Below are 18,678 nucleotides of genomic sequence, written 5' to 3'. Positions count from 1 at the left end.
AGCGCTCATGTATAGGAGGACGCCTCAGTCATCGCCAGGTAATTGAGGATCGGGTTTTCGCCGTGCAAGTAACTCAGAGCCTGGTGCATCAACTGGACCGCTTTTTCCTTCTTCTCGTATCGCTTGGCCGGATCGACATGACGCAGCGCTGCACCCGCGAGGGAGAAACAGCGCGTAGCAGCCCTCAAAGAAAGAAAAAACGCCAAGGGTTTGCAATCTTCCTGCACATCACTGTGGTTGAGGTAACTGGACAACAGACGCGCCCCCAGCCTGTTCAGCCCATGGTGTTGCAGGTCCATCAGCACAAAAGCCAGGTCGTAGAGCACATCGATACAGGAAAGCCGCTCACTGAACTCGATGCCATCGAAGAGCGTCGGCGTACCGTCGAGCAGGCAGATATTGGCCAAACGCATATCACCATGGCAACGGCGAACGCGGCCCTTATGGCGGCGATCTTCAAGGCAGCCGTTCAACGACTCCAGCAGGTTCCGGGAGGCATGAGCAATCGCGGTGACTGTCGCAAGGTCGAGGATCGGTGGATAACGCGACATTTCCCGATGGTTTTTCTCGATTTCTTCGTACAGGTCCGGGATGCGACCGAAAGAAGGGGTGATGTGTGCGTTGGCATGAAAGCGAGCGATCTCGCCCCCCAATTGTTCCATCATCGGTTCCGTCAGACGTCCTTCAATGGCCATGCGGTCAAACAGCCGATTCTGAGCAAAACGGCGCATCACCACGAGCCAGTCAACCACCTGTCCGCCACCATCGAGCGCCAACTGGCCATCCGCCTGGCGATTGATCGAACACACGCTCAAATACAGCGTCGGTGCTGTTCGTCGATTGAGTAGTAATTCTGCCTGACAGGCGTTTTTCCGGCTTTCCAGGCTGAGGAAATCCAGCTCGGCAAACGCCACGGCGCGTTTGAGTTTATAGGCGCGGTTGGCCTGCAGAAAAATCACCGAACCATGGGTCTCGATACGCTCCACGGGCTGGTTTGACGTGCCGTAGCTGGACGGCCTGGAGAGAAAGGCAATGACCTCGTCTTGCAGGTTGTTCATTCTCGCCTCCACGCCGTCTGCGGACTTTTCGGCAGTGTGAAGAAGGGAAGGCCCGCTCCGATTGATATTGATCAAGTGCGGTGGAATGAAAGGCTGCGCGTCTTGTGGGCTTCACGCCGGTTTTTGATATTTATCAACGTCTGGCACATTCCAGCGGAGCAACCTGAATCAACGCTGGTACTGGGTCCGGCGTCGACGCAACGGCTGAGCTCCGCGAGGATCAGCGGCAAGCGTTGAAGCCCTCTGCCTGGAGTCAGACCATGAGCCAGTATCAACGGTTGTTACTCATCATCCACCTGGCGCTGCGCCATTCTCCGGCAATCGACCATGCAGCAGCGCTCGCCAAGGCCAGCGGTGCATGTCTGCATATTGCGGCGTTGATCCCGACGTTGAAATTGTTGCCGCTGCTTGAAGAAGGCGACCGGGAAAAGGCTCGGGAGCGTTACCTGCAGGACCATCGCGACTGGCTGAAAGACCAGGCCAGACAACTGCGTGCCAAAGGGGTCGAGGTGACCACCGAGGTGGCGTGGGCGGATGACGTGGAGCAAGACATCCTGGATCACGTCAAGGAGTTACAACCCGACCTGTTGATTAAGGAAATCCAACATGAATCAGCGCTCAAGCGCACGTTGTTCACCCCCCTGGACTGGCACTTGCTGCGCCACTGTCCGGTACCGGTTTATCTGGTGGGTGGGGCGCACCATGCCTTGCCGCTCAAGATAGTGGCGGCGGTTGATGCTTCGGCGGTTGGGCCCGAGAACAGCGAATTGAATGACCGGATTATCCAACAGGCTTCCAGCCTCGCCATACAGTGTGATGCCGAGTTGCACCTGTTGTATGCCTATGACATTACGGAAGACTACCTGGAGGAATTGGGCGGTGGCTTGAAACTGTCGGAGCTGACCAAGGGGCTGCGCAAAGAGCTGGAAAAATCGTTCCTGACATTCGCCGGTCGGTACGGTGTGCCTGCTAACCGTCGGCATTTCATTCTGGGACATCCCGTTTCGGCGCTGAGCGAGTTCGCCGACAAGCACAACGTGGATGTGATCGTGATGGGCAGAGTCCAATACCACGGGATGGAGAAACTGCTGGGCAGCACGACCGAACATATTCTGTATCAGGTGCCCTGCAGCGTCCTGGCGGTCTAGGACGGACCGATGACGACTCAAGGGGGCAATCATGCATCCGGCGATCATTAAGAAAACCCTGGCCAACCTGCCGCTAGCGCCGAACTGGCGCGATAGCGTGCAAGCTCGGGACGCCTTTTCCTGGCAGGTGGAAGCCCGTGCTCTGGCCGGTTTGCCGGGCGGCGGTTTGAACCTCGCGTATGAGGCCGTGGATCGGCATGCGCAGGGTGCGCATCGACGGCATACCGCATTGCGCATTCTTGACCGCAATGGGGGCAGTTGTGACATCAGCTACGCCCAACTGAGCCTCCTGACCAATCGATTTGCCAATGTATTGAAAAAACTGGGCGTGATGCCCGGCGAACGAGTATTTGTCCTCTGTGGCCGGGGGCTGGAACTTTATCTGGGCGTGCTCGGCGGCCTGAAACTCGGTTGCGTGGTGTCGCCATTGTTCTGTGCATTCGGCCCGGAGCCCATCGAAACCCGTATGCGTCTTGGCGAAGGCAGTGTGTTGCTGACCAGTGAAACCCTCTACCGGCGCAAGATCGCGGCCATACGTGAGCGTTTGCCGGCACTCAAGCATGTGCTGCTGTATGACGAAAATGGCGGGGACACGGCGCCTATCGAGGGGACGCTTAATTTGCATCAACTATTGGCGCAGGCAGAGGAAGCCTTGACCGTTGCCAATACGACCGCCGACAGCCCCGCACTTTTACACTTCACCAGCGGCACGACGGGCACCCCAAAAGGTGTCTTGCATGTCCATGGCGCGGCGCTGACTCACCGCGTCACAGGAAAATACGCCTTGGACTTGCACCCCGACGATGTCTATTGGTGCAGCGCCGATCCGGGTTGGGTGACCGGCACCTCCTATGGGATCTTTGCCCCGTTGTTGCTGGGCGTCACCAGTGTGGTCGAGGGCAATGAATTCGATGCTGAGCGTTGGTACCGGATACTGGAGAAGCAACAAGTGACAGTCTGGTATACCGCTCCGACGGCGATTCGTCTCTTGATGAAAGCCGGTGCAGCATTGGCGCGCGGCCATCATTTTCCGAGTCTGCGGTTTATTGCCAGTGTCGGCGAGCCGCTCAATCCCGAGGCAGTCTGGTGGGGCAAAGAGGTGCTTGGGCTGCCGATCCACGACAATTGGTGGCAGACCGAAACCGGCGGCATCATGATTGCCAACACGGTCGCGATGCCGATCAAACCGGGGTCCATGGGCAAGCCGCTGCCGGGTGTCGAGGCGGCCATCGTCGTACGAGGTGAAGAGGGCGGATTGGTGTTCCTGGGCGACAACGAGGTCGGTGACCTGGCCTTGAAACAGCCTTGGCCTGCCATGTTCCGTACCTACCTGGGACAGGAGGAGCGTTATCGCCACTGTTTTGTCGGTGAGTGGTACCTGAGCGGCGATCTGGTGCGTCGCGATGCCGATGGTTACTACTGGTTTATTGGTCGCAGCGACGACGTCATCAAGTCGGCGGGTCACCTGATCGGTCCGTTCGAAGTTGAAAGCTCCCTCATGGAACACCCGGCCGTGGCCGAGGCTGCGGTGATTGGCAAGCCCGATCCGCTGTTGGGCGAAACCGTGAAGGCCTTTGTTTCACTCAAACGGGGTTTCACTGCCAGCCCGGCCCTGCACGACGAGTTGCTCGGTCATGGACGCAAGCGTCTTGGGGCGGTCGTTGCGCCCAAGGAGCTGGAATTTGTGGAGGTGCTTCCGCACACCCGTAGCGGAAAACTCATGCGGCGTCTGCTCAAGGCCCGGGAACTGGGTTTGCCTGAAGGCGATACGTCCAGCATGGAGAGCCCGTCATGAGCCTACCACCGCGTTCCCGGGACATTTCGCTCGATTTGCTGCGTGACATGGTGCGCATCCGCCGTCTTGAGGAGCGGGCTGGCGAGTTGTATGGGGAGGGCAAGATTCGTGGCTTCCTGCACCTGTACATTGGTGAAGAAGCGGTAGCGGTCGGCGTGCTCCATGCGCTGGCCGCCAACGATGCGGTGGTCGCGACGTATCGCGAACATGGCCACGCGCTGATCAAGGGCGTCCCCATGAAAGCCATCATGGCCGAGATGTATGGCCGCCAGGAAGGATGCTCGCGGGGACGCGGCGGCTCTATGCATTTGTTTGATGCCACTACACGATTCTACGGCGGCAATGCCATCGTGGCGGGTGGCTTGCCACTGACGGTCGGCCTGGCGCTTGCTGAACGCATGCAAGGTGGATCGCGTCTCTGTGCCTGTTTTTTTGGTGAAGGCGCGATGGCGGAAGGGGCCTTCCATGAGTCCATCAACCTGGCGGCATTGTGGCAGCTGCCGATGCTGTTTTGCTGCGAAAACAACCTCTATGCGATGGGGACTGCCCTGGACCGTTCGCAATCGCAAACTGACCTGTGTGCGAAAGCCTCGGCCTACAAAGTTGATACCCGGTCCGTGGATGGCATGGACGTGATCGCGGTGTATGAAGCCGCTCGTGATGCGGTTGAACACATCCGCGCGGGGCGTGGGCCTTTTTTTCTGGAGTTTCGCACCTATCGGTTTCGTGCCCACTCGATGTTCGACCCGCAGCTGTATCGTGACAAGGACGAGGTGGAGCAATGGAAGACCCATGGGCCGATCCATGCGTACAGTGCACAGCTTAAGGCGCAAGGTCTTTTGGACGAGCCCGGATTTCTGGCGATCCTGACCCAGGTGGACGCGGAAGTGGAAGCCGCCGTGACGTATGCCGAAAGCGGTCGCCTGGAGCCACTCGAGGATTTGTCTCTTGATGTATACACCCCAACGGTGGCGCCATGAGCATTCGCATGACCTATCGCGAAGCGCTACGCGAGGCCATGCGTGAGGCGCTGCAGCAGGACCCACGGGTATTTCTGATGGGCGAAGACGTGGGTCGCTACGGTGGCAGCTATGCCGTCTCCCTGGGGTTGCTTGAGGCGTTCGGCCCCGAGCGCATTCGAGACACGCCGTTGTCCGAGCTGGGTTTCGTGGGCGCCGGTATAGGGGCGGCATTGGGGGGCATGCGGCCGATTGTCGAAATCATGACCGTGAACTTCAGTCTGCTCGCCCTCGATCCTTTGATGAATACGGCGGCCGCCTTGAGGCACATGTCCGGCGGACAGTTCTCCGTGCCCTTGGTCGTGCGCATGGCGACCGGTGCCGGACGCCAGCTTGCAGCGCAGCACTCGCACAGTCTGGAGGGTTGGTACGCCCATATTCCCGGGTTGAAAATCCTCGCTCCGGCGACCATCGAAGATGCGCGCGGCATGCTCCGGCCCGCGCTGCTGGACCCAGACCCGGTGCTGATATTCGAACACGCCCAGCTCTATAACCTGGAGGGTGATGCGGGCGATTGGGAGGCAGTGGATATCAGCTCTGCCAAGGTACGCCGGGCCGGCAAGGACCTGACCCTGATCACGTATGGCGGCACTCTCGGCAAAACCCTGGAGGCAGCGCAGGTGCTGGCCGGGGAGGGCATTGATTGCGAAGTCATCGACCTGCGGGTCCTGCGCCCTCTGGACGACCAGACGCTGATGGCTTCAGTCTGCAAAACCCGTCGCGCCCTGGTGGTCGATGAGGGATGGCGCAGCGGCAGCCTATCTGCCGAGATCATTACGCGGATCATTGAACAAGGCTTTTTCGAGCTGGATGCTCCACCGGCACGGGTGTGCAGCGCCGAGGTGCCGATCCCTTATCCCCGGCATCTGGAAGAGGCGGCCCTGCCACAAGTGTCGACGATCGTCGCGGCCGCTCATGAGTTGTGCCAGGGGACATCCGGGTGAGCGCAATGACAATGGCGCGTTCGAGTATCGGACGCGGAGGGTAAACGATGATCGAGTTCAAGTTGCCCTCTCTGGGGGCTGATATGGATGAAGGCACGTTGCTGGAGTGGAAAGTCCATCCGGGCGATTTGGTCAAGCCAGGTCAGGTGATTGCCGTCGTCGATACCGCCAAGGCCGCCATCGATGTCGAGTGCTGGCATGACGGCACGGTGTCGCAACTGCTGATCGATGTCGGCGCCAAAGTACCGGTCGGTACCGCCATCGCCCGATTGTTGGAACCGGGCGAAAATCCGCAAAGTGCACGACGAACGACAGCGGCACCTCTGCTGATCGAAGAGCAAGCCCCGGCGGGCAGGCGCCCGCGGGTTTCTCCAGCGGCGCGCAAGCGTGCTGCCGAGTTAGGGGTCAGTGCCGGGGATGTAAAAGGCCATGGTCCACAGGGTGTCATTACCCTGGAGGACATCGAGACCGCTGCCCGTGTGACGCACCCTCCAGACCCCGATCAGGCCATGCGGCACGCCATCGCCGCAGCCATGAGCCGATCAAAACGCGAAATTCCCCATTACTACCTCAGCGAAACCGTCGCCCTGGATAACGTCATGGCGTGGCTGCAGGTACACAATGCGCAAAGCACACTTCAGGAACGCCTGCTGCCCAGCGTCTTGCTGCTCAAGGCGGTGGCGCTGGCCTTGCGCGAGTATCCTCAGCTCAATGGTTTCTGGCTGGATAACGCCTTCAAGCCCGCACTCGATACCGACCTTGGGGTGGCAATCACCTTGCGCCAGGGGGGCCTGGTCGCCCCGGTTCTGCATCATGTGGCGGACACCTCCCTGACGCAGTTAATGAGTGAACTGGCCAGCCTGGTCGAGCGCGCCCGCAGCGGCTCCCTGCGCAGCTCCGAGCTGGGAGGCGCCGGCATGACGGTCACTCAACTCGGCGATCAGGGCGTGGACAGCGTATTAGGGGTGATCTATCCGCCCCAGGTGGCCTTGGTCGGTTTCGGTCGGATCACTGAGCGGCCCTGGGTGAAAGACGGCCAGTTGTGTGTGATGCCGACGGTCATTAGCAGTTTGTCCGCCGATCATCGAGTCAGCGACGGTCACTACGGCGCACGTTTTCTGGGCGAAGTCCGACGCTTGTTGCAGACGCCAGAGGCGCTTTGAGGAGAGGACACATGAACCCGAACATGATCCGCGATGAAGTCTGGAAAGCCTTGAAAGGCATTGCCCCGGAACTTGAGATCGAGCAGCTGCGACCCGATCGGTCGTTACGCGAAGAGGTTGATCTGGACTCCATGGATTGGCTTCGTTTCATCGAAGCGCTGAACCGCAGTCTGGGCATTGCAATTCCTGAAAGCGATTACCAGCAAGTGGACACCCTGGACAAGCTCATCACCTACCTGGGGAAAAAGGGATGAAGGTCCCGAAAACAGTGGTCCCCGGCAGCGATTGCGGGCTGCACGATGGAGGCTCTCACTCACAGGGATTGACGTCCGTACTCACACTCAATAAAGCAGGTTTTGCTGCCGCAGTCGTGCGAAGCGCGCAAGCGCCGCAGCGTCGAGTGCTTGCGCTGCATCCGGTGTAGCACCGTCGTGAATCGCTTGCCACACGGTTTGCGAGCCGATCGAACCGCGCGTTGCCGCCAGCTTGAACCTATCGGGATAGAGCCGGTGCAATGTGGCGAGCAGTGCCAGTCCCAGGCTTGCCACGGGGCGCGGCTCGGAAGCTGCGTCGCGCGTAATACTCACACCATGACAGAGTTGACCGCGCCAGGTGGACTCGGTGGGGACGAAGTCGAGTGGCGCGAAATGCGCGCCGGCATCCAGCGCATTCAGGGCGGTTGCCAGGCGGGTCGCGTCGATCCACGGCGCGCCGATCCACTCGAACGGATGCGGCGTGCCGCGCCCGACACTCACATTCGCGCCTTCGAGCAATCCGACATCCGGGTACAGATCGAGTTGGGACAGTGTGCGCAGGTTCGGCGATAGCGGCACCCAACCGAGACCGGTGTCGGTAAACGTCATTGTGCGTCGATAGCCCTGCATCGGCACCACGCGCAGGTCCGCGCCAATGTGTTTATTGCGATTGAATAGAGTCGCCAGTTCACCGACCGTCATGCCGGGTTGAAGCGGCGCAGGAAAATAGCCCGTGAACGATTCGCGGAGGCTGTCCAGCACCGGACCGCCGAAGCGCTGTGCACCGAGCGGATCGGGCCGATCCAGCACAAACAATGGAATGCCTCGCGCCGCGGCGGCTTCCAGCGCGTAGCCCAGCGTCGTTTCATAGGTGAAGAAACGCACGCCGGCGTCTTGTATGTCAAAGATCAGCGCATCGAGTCCACGAAGTGACCCCACCGGGAAACGCTGCGTTGCGCCGTACAGGCTGTGTACGGTGAGGCCCGTCGCCGCGTCGCGGGTGTCACCGACCCGTTCATCCACATCGGTATCAAGCCCGTGTTCCGGCGAGAATAGCGCCGCCAGCGTGACGCCTGGCGCATGCGCGAGTACGTCGACGGTGCGCCTGCCCTCGGCGTCAAAACCGCTGCGATTGGTGATCAACCCCACGCGCAGGCCAGCGAGCGGCGCAAACCGCTGCGCTTCCAGCACGTCAATGCCCGTCTGCACTGGGCCGGTCGAGGCCGGCAGGCGATTGGCTTCATGCAGCGCCGGCAAGGCTGACGGCAACGACCGACCGATCTGTGCAGCACTCACAGGCACGGCTCGGCTTGCCAGTAACGCGAGCAGCTGCGCACGAAGCGGGCGAGCATCACCGCGGTCGTCCGGGTACACACGGTTGGTCAGGATGACAATGAACTGGCGTGTGACCCGATCGATCCATAGGCCCGTACCGGTATAGCCCGTGTGGCCGATGACGCCAATCGGCGGCAGGCGGTCATGATTCTGCACGAGTGGTGCGGCCAGTTCCCAGCCGAGGCCGCGCCACGGCACGGCCGCGAGCGGTGAGGACGCTGCCGCCAGTGCGGCGATGCTCTCGGGTCGCAGAATGCGCACGGAGCCTGCGCGCCCGTTGTTGAGCATCATTTGCGCGAAGCGGGCGAGGTCGTCCGCGGTGGAAAACAGCCCCGCGTTACCGGAAACGCCGCCCATCCAGCGGGCCGTGGGATCGTGCACGCGCCCGCGAAGGATGCCGGCCTTGTTGGCGATGGTCGGTGCACTGCGTGCCGCTCGACCGGCGTCCGGCATGAAGACCGTGTCGTGCATACCGAGTGGGCCGAAGATGTGAACACGGCAATACGTGTCCAGCGGGAGGTGAGTGATGCGCTCGACCAGCTCGCCGAGCACCACGAAATTCAGGTCACTGTAGAGCACGCGTTCACCGGGCGCGCTGCGCAGATGCTGCGCCGCGATCGCACTCAATACGGCTTTCCGGCCGGGCTGCGGGGGCCGCGCAGGCAAGTCTGGCGCTAGCCCGGAGGTATGGGCAAGCAGCTCACGCACCGTCACCGCGTTTTTGCCTTGCATCGCAAACGCAGGCCAATACCGGGCAACGGGTGCGTCCAGATCGAGGCGGCCCGCTTCGGCCAGTTGCATAATCGCCGTGGTCGTCGCGATGACCTTGGTCAGCGACGCAAGATCGAACTCGGTGTCCAGCGTCATCGGTTCGGGGGAGGGCGTCGTCTTGCGTTGTCCGAAGGCTTGGCGATACAGCACCTGTGTGGAATCCCCGATCAGAACAACGGCACCTGGAAGTCGTCCGGCGGCAATCTGTGTGTCGACGATCTGTGCGGCTTGCAGGCGTGTCGGCGCATCAAGATCGCTGGCACTCGTCATCTGCGCCGCCGTCGCCATGCCGAGCAGCAGCGTCCAGTGCTTCAGCGCACCCATCAACGCTGTGGCAGGTCGCTGACTTCGTAGTGATTGCGAGGGTTCCATAGCATCCACCCATCAGTGCCGGCTGCGTCGGCGGCGTCAACCTGCGCCTTGATCGCCGCCGCATCAAACGGGCGATGATCGAACGCGTAGTCGCGAAATGCCTGCAACCACGGACGAAAGCGCACGCCCGGCAGGCCGGTGCGCTGCATGGCCTCCGCCAGGGAACGCCGGACTATCTGGCCGGGATCGGCGGCCGGGTTGGTACAGCCCGGCAACCCCCACGTGAAACTGGAGGGGTACAACATCGGAGAAATATAGTCGAGCGCCGCGCCGAGCAGTTCGATCTGCTGGCCGATCGCGGTGTCATCAAGGTTCCAGCAGACGTAGCCGAAGATGTCCGCCGAGATGAAGACGTTATAGGGCGCGAGCCGTGTGCGTGCGGCCTGCAGGAACTCGACAATCGCCGCAGTCCGGTTGGCCCGGGTGTTCGGGAGGGCAAAGCGTAGCCCGCTCTTGTCGGGAAAGCGCACGTAGTCGAACTGGATCTCATCGAAGCCCATCCGCGCCGCCTCCTCGGCGACATCAAGATTGTGCTGCCAGACGTCGTGGGAAAACGGGTCCATCCATTGCAGGTTTTCGCGATCCCGCCAGGGTTGTCCGTCGGCGGTGTGCACGCTCCACTGCGGATGCGCGTCGGCGAGCGGGTCGTCTTTGAACACCACAATCCGCGCGATCAGGTACAGGTGTTGTGCATGCAGCCTGGCCAGCAGCGCAGGAAAGTCCTGCGCCTGTGGTACGCGGGTGGTCACGCGGGCCGCTGCGCCGATTGCCTCGCGCGCGGCACTACGATAGGGCGTCAGACCGCGGTCGCCCTTGACGTCGATGACCAGTGCATTGATCACCGTATGGTCGGCAAGGCTGACGGCCCTGTTGCGCAAGGTCGCACTGGTGATGCCGAACACCGACAGGTAAACCGCTTTCGGACGAAACGGAGTCAATGTGAGCGTCACAGGCGTCTCGTCGGACAGCTTGGCCTCGGTGCGCAGATACCCCGGGGCGCGAACCGCGACGCTCCGGGCCGCGTGAGCCGTCTCGAATTGCCCATGCTCATTGGTGTGGGTTACACCGGCCAACGTCGTGATGGTCGCGCCAGCCACCGGATGACGAGTGCTCGAGTCGAGTACGACACCGGTAAAGGCCAAGGCTTGAACAGCCAGCAAAGCCGTGACGACGAACAACATCGGGATCGCCAAACGCCTCAAGACGCGGGTCAAGGTCATGGCGCGCTCCCTGCGGCGGGCACTGGCTGAGTGGTCGGTTCGCCGAGCAGGCGTGCGAACGTGTTGGCGCCATAGGCGTCGGTCATCAGAAAGCGTGGCAGCGCCAGCAGCCGTGCGTGCCGGTCGGCCTTGCGCGCGTCCAGGGTCAAACCGACGACATAGCCTTCATCGGCGGCGAGCGTGATCAATTCGTCGTCGTAGATACCGAACGGCCACGCGAGCATGTCGACAGGGGCGCCGGTTTGCGACTCGAGACGTCGACGTGACTTGTCGAGTTGTGTGCGAACGAATTGCTGGAAATCTGCTGGCGAACGGTGTCGGCGCTCGACGTTGAAATTGGGATGCCAGAACGTGTGCGACTGAATATCCACGAGCCCGGTCTGCCTGAGTGCACGCAATTGCTCCCAGGTCATGGCATAGGACGCGTTGGAAATCGCCGAGGGGTAGATAAAGAGCGTGACCGCGAACCGCTCTCGCAGCATCACCGGCAGCAATTTTTCGTATACCGAACGATGGCCGTCGTCGACGGTGATCGCCACTGGCTTGGGCGGTAGCGTTGCCTCGGGATCGCGTAGCCAGTCGACCACTTCACGCAGCGGCACGATGTGGTAGCCACGCTCGCGCAGGACACGCAATTGCGATTCGAAGGTGCTCATGCGCACGGTCATCGAGTCGTCTGCCGTGTCCGAAAAACGGTGGTAAACGAGGATCGTGACGCGCGGTTCGACCCTCAGCACGGCGTCGTCCGCGCCCCAGGCCACTGCGCAAGCGCCCACCAACACGGCGCGTATCAGAAACCGCAGCGCGGCGCTGCTTCTGGTAGGTACCAGGGTTTTTCCATACATGTCAGCGCTCCTGCGCGAGCCATTTCTCCCGCGTTGCCCGTCTCGCAAGAGCGAACCCGGCCAATCCAGTGTGCAGTGAGCGCACAGCGTTCATCTGATGCAGATCAAGTTCGCGCGACGTGGCGTCGTTCAGACGTGCGCGAGTTGTCTGACGAAACGAGAGGCGGGTTCCGCCTTGATTTGATCTAAATCAACAGCAGGTCCATGCGGGTGGACAACCTTATGAGACGGCCCTTTATCAGGTATGCACTCATGAACATCGACAAGGCAATCTCCGGCCGGCGCTCGGCGCGTGAATACACGACAGAAGCTGTTGATGAGAACGTCCTGCGGCGTTTAATCAGTGCCGCGGCCCAGGCGCCCAGCGCAATGAACCAACAACCGTGGACTTTCACGGTGATTCGCGATCAGGCACTGCTGGATCGAATCTCCCGTGAAGCGAAAGCGCACATGCTCAAGACGATGCCCGCTGGCTTCCATTCCGAGCACTTCCATACGTTGCTCAATGACGAAAACTTTCAGATCTTCTATCACGCACCTGCACTCATCCTGATTTCGGGAAATGCTCCGAGTCCTTGGATCGTCGAAGACTGTGCCCTGGCTGCCGAGAATCTGATGCTCGCCGCCTATGCAGAAGGACTTGCCACCTGTTGGATCGGTTTCGCGCAGAGCTTTCTTAATACGCCGGATGGCAAGCATGCCCTGGGCCTGCCGGCCGAGTGGACGCCAGTGGCGCCCATTATCGTTGGCCATCCGAAATCTGCGCCTGGCCCCCTCTCTCACAAGACGCCCGAGGTTCGCTGGATTGGCTGATCGCAAAACACTCTACCGCCCATGACATGGAGGACGCGGATGTGCTTTGCGATGGGCTGGCGATACGTCACCAAGGGAACACGGCGGCTGCCACTATCGACCGTCTAGCCGCAACCTCATTTGTCTGGCTGTTTTCTGATGTGGATCAGATTATCCACCTGCCTGGCTCCTAATCTCGAACCATCCCCACCACCGTATTGAGAAGAGCTGAAATGAACAAATCAAGCGTGATCGGACAATGCATGTTGATAGCGGCGAGTGTTTTCTTGATGCCATCCAGCAGCGTCTTCGCCAACCCGCCCCTGTCACCGCAAGGTGGCATGACCCATCATTTCCAGGACTTCGATTGGGTCAAACATACGCAGCGGAGCCTGGATAAACTGAAAGCCAAGCTCAATCTCAAGCCGGAGCAAATGCCCGCCTGGGAGACATGGGCTACCGGGGTCACCGCGGATGCCAATCAGCAACTGGAAAAGGACAAGGCCCGGCGCAACGATATGGCGAGCGCGAAGCAAGCGCCTATTGATGAAACGACGCCGGAAAGAATGGCAAAAGGGATAGAGCGTCTGCGCGCAGAAACCAACTGGATGCAGGCGCAATTGGTGCGTCTGGATGCTGCTCAGGTGCGTACCAAAACGTTTTATGACGCTTTGGGAACTGAACAGAAAACCATATTCGACCTGTTCTGGACAGCGATGCATCACAGGAATGCTGGCTATGACGGTTCGCAGATGCCAATGCAAATGCCGATGCAGATGCCAATGCAAATGCAAATGCCAATGCAGATGCCGATGCAAATGCACATGCCAAGACCGCAAATGGACGGCGACCAGGACCAAACAGACCTGAAGTAGGCGCTGACTCACTGTTCGATTGGGTGAACATCATGAACCTCGACACGGTAAGACGGTGCGCGTTGACAGGGATCATCCTGATTGTCACAAGCCTGGCCTTACCGGCCAATGCCGACTCGCATCACGGCGGTGCAGGGGCATTTTGGTGGGGCATAGGCCTGGGACTGGGCCTCGGTTGGGAAGCTGCGCGTATTCCCGGTCCTTATTACTACCCTGCCTATCCGGTTTATTACTATCCCGCTCCGACTTACTACTACCCGGCCAATCCACCTACAGTGATCATCGAATCGCCGCCAGTAATCCTCCCTCCCGGCGCAACCACGGGGGCTGCACCGCCCGCCGCGCAGTCACCGCCCAATTGGTATTACTGCGACTCTGCCAAAGGCTATTACCCCTATGTGCGCCAGTGTCCTGAAGCGTGGCGCATGGTTCCCGCGACACCCCCCGGCCGCATACGCTGAAGGGGTGAGCGGGGCTCGCCCGCCGGTCTGGAGTCAGATCGTGAGTCAATATCAACGCTCAGACGCGTTTTTCATCCCACTGGACGGGCTCTTGCAATGAAGCTCACCGCCGTACCGTCTCAGGAACCGTTACCCGCCTTGCTATCGGCCTCCCTCAAGGACTGGCAGGTGATTGGCAATGATCAGATTGCCGCGGTTTTTGACGAAATTGCTGATCTGCTGGAAATCGATGACGCCAACCCCTTTCGGATCCGGGCCTACCGTAATGCGGCGCGCACGTTAAGGGCGTTGACCTTCGAGCTCGCGGAGACCATCGCGCGTGGCGAACCACTGCCCAAACTGACCGGTATCGGAGTTGATCTGGCAGGCAAGATCAACGAAATCGTTACCACCGGAAATTGTGCTTTGCGCCAGCGGTTGCGTTCGACATTACCGCCCGGATTGGTTGAACTGCTGTCCATCGCCGGATTGGGCCCCAAACGTGTCAGGCACCTGTATCACGATCTGGGGATCGAAACCGCGCAGCAGTTATGCGAGGCGGCTCGACAGGGGCGAATCCGCCATCTGCCCGGCTTCGGCGAAAAGATGGAAACGCGGCTGTTAAGTGCCGCGCAGCAGGGGATCGGAAAAGAACACCGTTTGCCGCTGGCGTTTGTGGAGCCCGTGGCGCACCGGCTGATCGAATACTTGCAGCAGCTTGCGGGCATCGAGGAAGCAATGGTGGCCGGAAGTCTGCGTCGCATGCGCGACACCGTCGGTGATATCGACATCCTCGTGGCCGCAGCGCCGTCTGTGAACGTCACGGCACACTTGCTCAAGCACCCGGAGATTTCCACCGTGTTGGTTAAAGGGCGCACGCGTGCCAGCGTCGTGCTGGGTTCAGGCCTGCAAGTGGATGTGCGTATTGTAAAACCGGCGCAATTTGGCGCCGCTCTGGTGTATTTCACTGGCAGCAAGGCGCATAACATCGCGATTCGCCAGAGGGCCCGGAAGTTGGGGCTCAAACTCAATGAATATGGGGTGTTCAAGGCCGCAGAATGCGTGGCCCATACCACCGAGGTGGCGGTTTATCAGGCCTTGGGGTTGGTATGGATCACCCCGGAACTGCGCGAAAATCGCGGTGAAGTCGAGGCGGCACTGACAGGTCGTTTACCGAGGCTGATTGAGTTGAGCGACCTCAAAGGTGACCTGCATGCTCATACCCGTGACTCGGATGGCGGCAATAGCCTGGAAGAGATGGCGTTGGCGGCGCAGCAAGCCGGGCTGGAATACCTGGCAATTACCGACCACTCCCGGTCCCTCAGGGTGGCCCATGGTCTGGACACTGATCGATTGTTGAAGCAAATCGACCAGATCGATTCGCTCAATGCCCGTTTGCAGGGCATAACCTTGCTCAAGGGTGTTGAGGTCGACATTCTCGAAGACGGGCGCCTGGATCTGTTGGACGACATTCTGGGGCGCCTGGATCTGGTGGTGGGCGCCGTCCACAGTCATTTCGGCTTGACGCTGCATCAACAAACCCAACGCCTGCTCAGGGCCATGGATCATCGCTACTTCAGCATACTGGCACACCCCCTGTGTCGGTTGATCAATGAACGCGCGCCTCTGAACATGGACCTGCCTGCAATCATCAAGGCAGCCGCTGAGCGTGGTTGCTGCCTGGAACTCAACTCGCAACCCCAGCGCATGGATCTGTTTGACCTGCAGTGCCAATACGCCAAGGATCAAGGGGTGCTCATCAGCATCAATTCGGACGCCCATCGCACCGCGGATTTTTCTTATTTGCGCTACGGGGTCGCTCAGGCGCGCCGAGCCTGGCTGGAAAAACACGATGTGCTCAATACCCGTTCGCTGACCTCACTCAAGTCGTTTTTACGGGATGGCGGTGGTCGACCGCAAAGCGCACAAAACTGATATCAGCCGTTGACAGTCTTGTTGTCCGGGGACCGGGGCCAGTTGGTGTCCAGGTACACCTTCTGCACAAATCAAAAAGGGGGCTGAAACTCCCCGCTATTACTGCTCAAAAGACGCAAATTGATCTAGATCAACACACGCAGACGGCATCAAGCCATAAAGCTTTGTATGAAGTAGAAACGGCCGACAAAGTCTCCCCCATCCAATGGAGAAACATCGTGATGCCTTCACATATCCGCTGGTTCAAAGAGCTGGGTATCAACGATGTATCGCTGGTGGGTGGCAAGAACGCCTCGCTGGGAGAGATGTACCAGAACCTCACGACTGAGGGGGTATGCATCCCCAACGGCTTTGCCATCACCGTTGAGGCGTATCGTTATGTGCTTGATCACAATAAGGCCTGGCAGCCTCTGCATGCGGCACTTGACGGACTCGACCCCGCCAACATCAAGGATTTGCAGGCGCGGGGGAAAAAGGCGAGGGCGATTGTATATGGCTGTTCATTGCCGGAAGACCTAAAGACGGCGATTTTGCACAGTTATGCCCAACTCAAAAAAGAATACGGCGAAAACATTTCATTGGCAGTGCGTTCCTCGGCGACCGCTGAAGATTCGCCGCAGGCCTCATTTGCCGGGCAGAACGACAGCTATCTCAACATTGCCGGTGACGATGATCTGCTTGATGCCTACAAACGTTGCCTGGCATCCAACTTTACCGACCGCTCCATTCACTACAAATACGACAATGGCTTTGATTACTACAAGGTCTATCTCGCCGTCGTGGTCATGAAAATGGTGCGTAGCGATATCGGGGCCAGTGGCGTGATGTTTTCGCTGGACACGGAAACAGGCTTCAGGGATGTCGTCTTCATCAATGCCGTACTGGGGCTTGGCGAGAATGTGGTGCAGGGCACAATCGACCCCGACAGCTTCTATGTGCACAAACCCAGCTTTCTCCAGGGATATCGGGCGGTCTTGAAGCGCAGCCTGGGCAGCAAAGCAAAGAAGATGATTTTTACCGACACGCTCAATACCGGCAATATCGCGGTGGAATACACCGAGAATATTGACACGCCCCACGAAGAACGAACCCGCTTTAGCCTCTCTGATGCGGATGTGATGGTGCTGGCCGACTATGCCATCAAGGTTGAAAACCACTACTCGAGCAAAGCCGGTTTTTACAAGCCCATGGATATGGAATGGGCCAAAGACGGGATCGATGGCCGCTTATATATGGTGCAGGCGCGACCGGAAACGGTGGAATCGCAAAAGAAAGGCAGCGTGCTTGAGATTTACCATCTCAAGCAAAGATCAACAGTGCTGCTCAAGGGCAGGGCGGTCGGTACCCGAATTGGCGCCGGCAAGGCGCGTGTCATCAACGATGCCAAGCATCTCAGTGATTTCCAACCGGGCGAGGTGCTGGTCTCAGATACCACGGCACCCGACTGGGAACCTGTCATGAAGACCGCAGCGGCTATTGTGACGAGCCGGGGCGGCCGTACTTGTCACGCCGCCATCGTGTCGCGTGAACTGGGCATTCCCGCCATCGTGGGAACCGCAAACGCGGCAGAGAAAATAGAAACCGGCACACCGATCACCATTAGCTGCGCCGAAGGCGAAACCGGAAACGTCTATGAAGGCATTCTGGATTTTGACATTCAGCACACCGATCTCAGCCAGCTGGGACATCCAAAAACAAAGATTATGATGAACCTGGGCAATCCTGATCAGGCCTTTAGTCTTGCCTCGCTACCGGTGGATGGCATTGGTCTGGCGCGTATGGAATTCATTATCAATGAGTACATCAAGGTGCATCCGATGGCGCTCGTACACCCGGAAAAGGTGGATGACACGACACGCGAAAAAATCGCTGCCCTGAGTATTGCTTACAATGATCCTGCGGACTTTTTCGTCAAGACCTTGGCCGAAGGCGTCGCCACAATTGCGGCGGCGGTGTATCCAAAACCCTGCGTCGTGCGCATGAGCGACTTCAAAAGCAACGAATACGCGACCCTGCTGGGCGGTCAGTATTTCGAGCCGGAAGAAGACAACCCGATGATCGGCTTTCGTGGGGCGTCCCGTTATACCCATAGTGCCTATGCCGAAGGTTTTGCGCTGGAATGCGCGGCAATGAAGCGGGTGCGCGACGAGATAGGCCTGACTAACGTCAAATTGATGATCCCTTTTTGCCGCAGAGTGGAGGAGGGTGAAAAGGTGTTGGCAGCGATGGCCAGCCATGGCCTCAAGCGCGGAGAGAACGGACTGGAGGTCTACGTCATGTGCGAGATCCCCAACAACGTCATCCTGATCGACGCCTTCGCCAAACTGTTCGACGGGTTCTCCATCGGCTCCAATGACCTGACCCAATTGACGCTCGGCGTGGATCGCGATTCGGAAATCGTCGCCTTCGATTTCGATGAACGCGATCCGGGAGTGAAACAGATGATTCGTCTGGCGGTGGAGGGAGCAAAACGCAACGGCCGCCACTCCGGTATCTGCGGACAGGCGCCGTCTGACTATCCCGAGATGGCTGAATTTCTGGTGGAAATTGGCATCGACTCGATAAGCCTCAATCCGGATGCAGTGCTCGCCACGACTCGGCATGTTCTGGCGGTGGAAAAGCGCCTGTCACTTAATCGCACACCGTAAAGCCGTTGCCGCATGGCCCGCCTGATCAAGATCCGCAAAACTGCCGATTACATTGAGGTGTCGA

The 18,678-nt window shown here is 59.5% G+C and carries 15 protein-coding genes; 11 read left to right on the top strand and 4 right to left on the bottom strand.

Annotated features, from left to right (window positions below; all coding sequences use genetic code 11):
* Positions 1-5: 5 nt before the first annotated feature.
* Positions 6-1,058 carry a phosphotransferase gene (locus tag SB725_RS09295; protein WP_410921667.1) on the bottom strand — a complete coding sequence of 351 codons (1,053 nt, stop codon included), beginning with the start codon at positions 1,056-1,058 and terminating at the stop codon, positions 6-8.
* A 260-nt stretch (positions 1,059-1,318) separates the two neighbouring features.
* Between SB725_RS09295 and SB725_RS09290 the strand changes: the two genes are divergently transcribed.
* Genes SB725_RS09290 through SB725_RS09265 form a run of 6 tightly spaced genes read left to right on the top strand, consistent with a single transcriptional unit; the run spans position 1,319 to position 7,381 of the window.
* A complete protein-coding gene (locus tag SB725_RS09290) occupies positions 1,319-2,206 on the top strand; it encodes a universal stress protein (protein ID WP_059182937.1) in 888 nt (295 codons plus the stop codon).
* A 31-nt stretch (positions 2,207-2,237) separates the two neighbouring features.
* Complete coding sequence (gene acsA / locus SB725_RS09285) at positions 2,238-4,001, top strand: acetate--CoA ligase (protein ID WP_410921666.1); 1,764 nt, start codon at positions 2,238-2,240, stop codon at positions 3,999-4,001.
* Complete coding sequence (pdhA, locus tag SB725_RS09280) at positions 3,998-4,981, top strand: pyruvate dehydrogenase (acetyl-transferring) E1 component subunit alpha (RefSeq protein WP_410921665.1); 984 nt, start codon at positions 3,998-4,000, stop codon at positions 4,979-4,981. Before acsA ends, pdhA begins: the two co-directional genes overlap by 4 nt.
* Positions 4,978-5,964, top strand: coding sequence for an alpha-ketoacid dehydrogenase subunit beta (locus SB725_RS09275; protein WP_027923121.1), 987 nt, complete (start codon positions 4,978-4,980; stop codon positions 5,962-5,964). Before pdhA ends, SB725_RS09275 begins: the two co-directional genes overlap by 4 nt.
* 47 nt (positions 5,965-6,011) lie before the next feature.
* The gene (locus tag SB725_RS09270; RefSeq protein WP_410921664.1) at positions 6,012-7,127 is read left to right on the top strand and encodes a dihydrolipoamide acetyltransferase family protein; all 1,116 of its coding nucleotides are present in this window, start codon (positions 6,012-6,014) and stop codon (positions 7,125-7,127) included.
* 11 nt (positions 7,128-7,138) lie between these two features.
* On the top strand, positions 7,139-7,381 hold the full coding sequence (locus SB725_RS09265; protein WP_027923123.1) for an acyl carrier protein: 243 nt from the start codon (positions 7,139-7,141) through the stop codon (positions 7,379-7,381).
* 87 nt (positions 7,382-7,468) lie between these two features.
* Here the strand turns inward: SB725_RS09265 and SB725_RS09260 are convergent, their stop codons facing one another.
* The 3 genes from SB725_RS09260 to SB725_RS09250 are packed head-to-tail and all read right to left on the bottom strand — an operon-like array spanning position 7,469 to position 11,924.
* Entirely contained in the window at positions 7,469-9,811 is a 2,343-nt protein-coding gene (locus tag SB725_RS09260; RefSeq protein WP_410921663.1) for a serine hydrolase, read from the bottom strand.
* Positions 9,811-11,079 carry a putative glycoside hydrolase gene (locus tag SB725_RS09255; RefSeq protein WP_059182940.1) on the bottom strand — a complete coding sequence of 423 codons (1,269 nt, stop codon included), beginning with the start codon at positions 11,077-11,079 and terminating at the stop codon, positions 9,811-9,813. The genes SB725_RS09260 and SB725_RS09255 overlap by 1 nt, the downstream gene beginning before the upstream one ends.
* Positions 11,076-11,924, bottom strand: a complete 849-nt coding sequence (locus SB725_RS09250; protein ID WP_059182941.1) for a polysaccharide deacetylase family protein — start codon at positions 11,922-11,924, stop codon at positions 11,076-11,078. Before SB725_RS09250 ends, SB725_RS09255 begins: the two co-directional genes overlap by 4 nt.
* Positions 11,925-12,176: 252 nt before the next feature.
* On the opposite strand from SB725_RS09250, the gene SB725_RS09245 reads away from it, so the two are divergent.
* The 5 genes from SB725_RS09245 (at position 12,177) to ppsA (ending at position 18,614) form a co-directional block, all read left to right on the top strand.
* A complete protein-coding gene (locus SB725_RS09245; protein WP_027923127.1) occupies positions 12,177-12,737 on the top strand; it encodes a nitroreductase family protein in 561 nt (186 codons plus the stop codon).
* A gap of 212 nt (positions 12,738-12,949) precedes the next feature.
* Positions 12,950-13,591, top strand: coding sequence for a Spy/CpxP family protein refolding chaperone (locus tag SB725_RS09240; RefSeq protein WP_410921662.1), 642 nt, complete (start codon positions 12,950-12,952; stop codon positions 13,589-13,591).
* Between the two features lie 62 nt (positions 13,592-13,653).
* Positions 13,654-14,052, top strand: coding sequence for a hypothetical protein (locus SB725_RS09235; RefSeq protein WP_231986512.1), 399 nt, complete (start codon positions 13,654-13,656; stop codon positions 14,050-14,052).
* Positions 14,053-14,148: 96 nt separating this feature from the next.
* Entirely contained in the window at positions 14,149-15,966 is a 1,818-nt protein-coding gene (gene polX, locus SB725_RS09230; RefSeq protein ID WP_410921661.1) for a DNA polymerase/3'-5' exonuclease PolX, read from the top strand.
* A 221-nt stretch (positions 15,967-16,187) separates the two neighbouring features.
* The gene (gene ppsA / locus SB725_RS09225) at positions 16,188-18,614 is read left to right on the top strand and encodes a phosphoenolpyruvate synthase (protein ID WP_410921721.1); all 2,427 of its coding nucleotides are present in this window, start codon (positions 16,188-16,190) and stop codon (positions 18,612-18,614) included.
* Positions 18,615-18,678: the final 64 nt, after the last annotated feature.

This window comes from Pseudomonas sp. SIMBA_041, assembly GCF_046535095.1.
GTDB lineage: Bacteria > Pseudomonadota > Gammaproteobacteria > Pseudomonadales > Pseudomonadaceae > Aquipseudomonas > Aquipseudomonas mucoides.
Note: the sequence above shows the minus strand (reverse complement) of the source record. Positions and strands in the feature narration are given on the sequence as shown.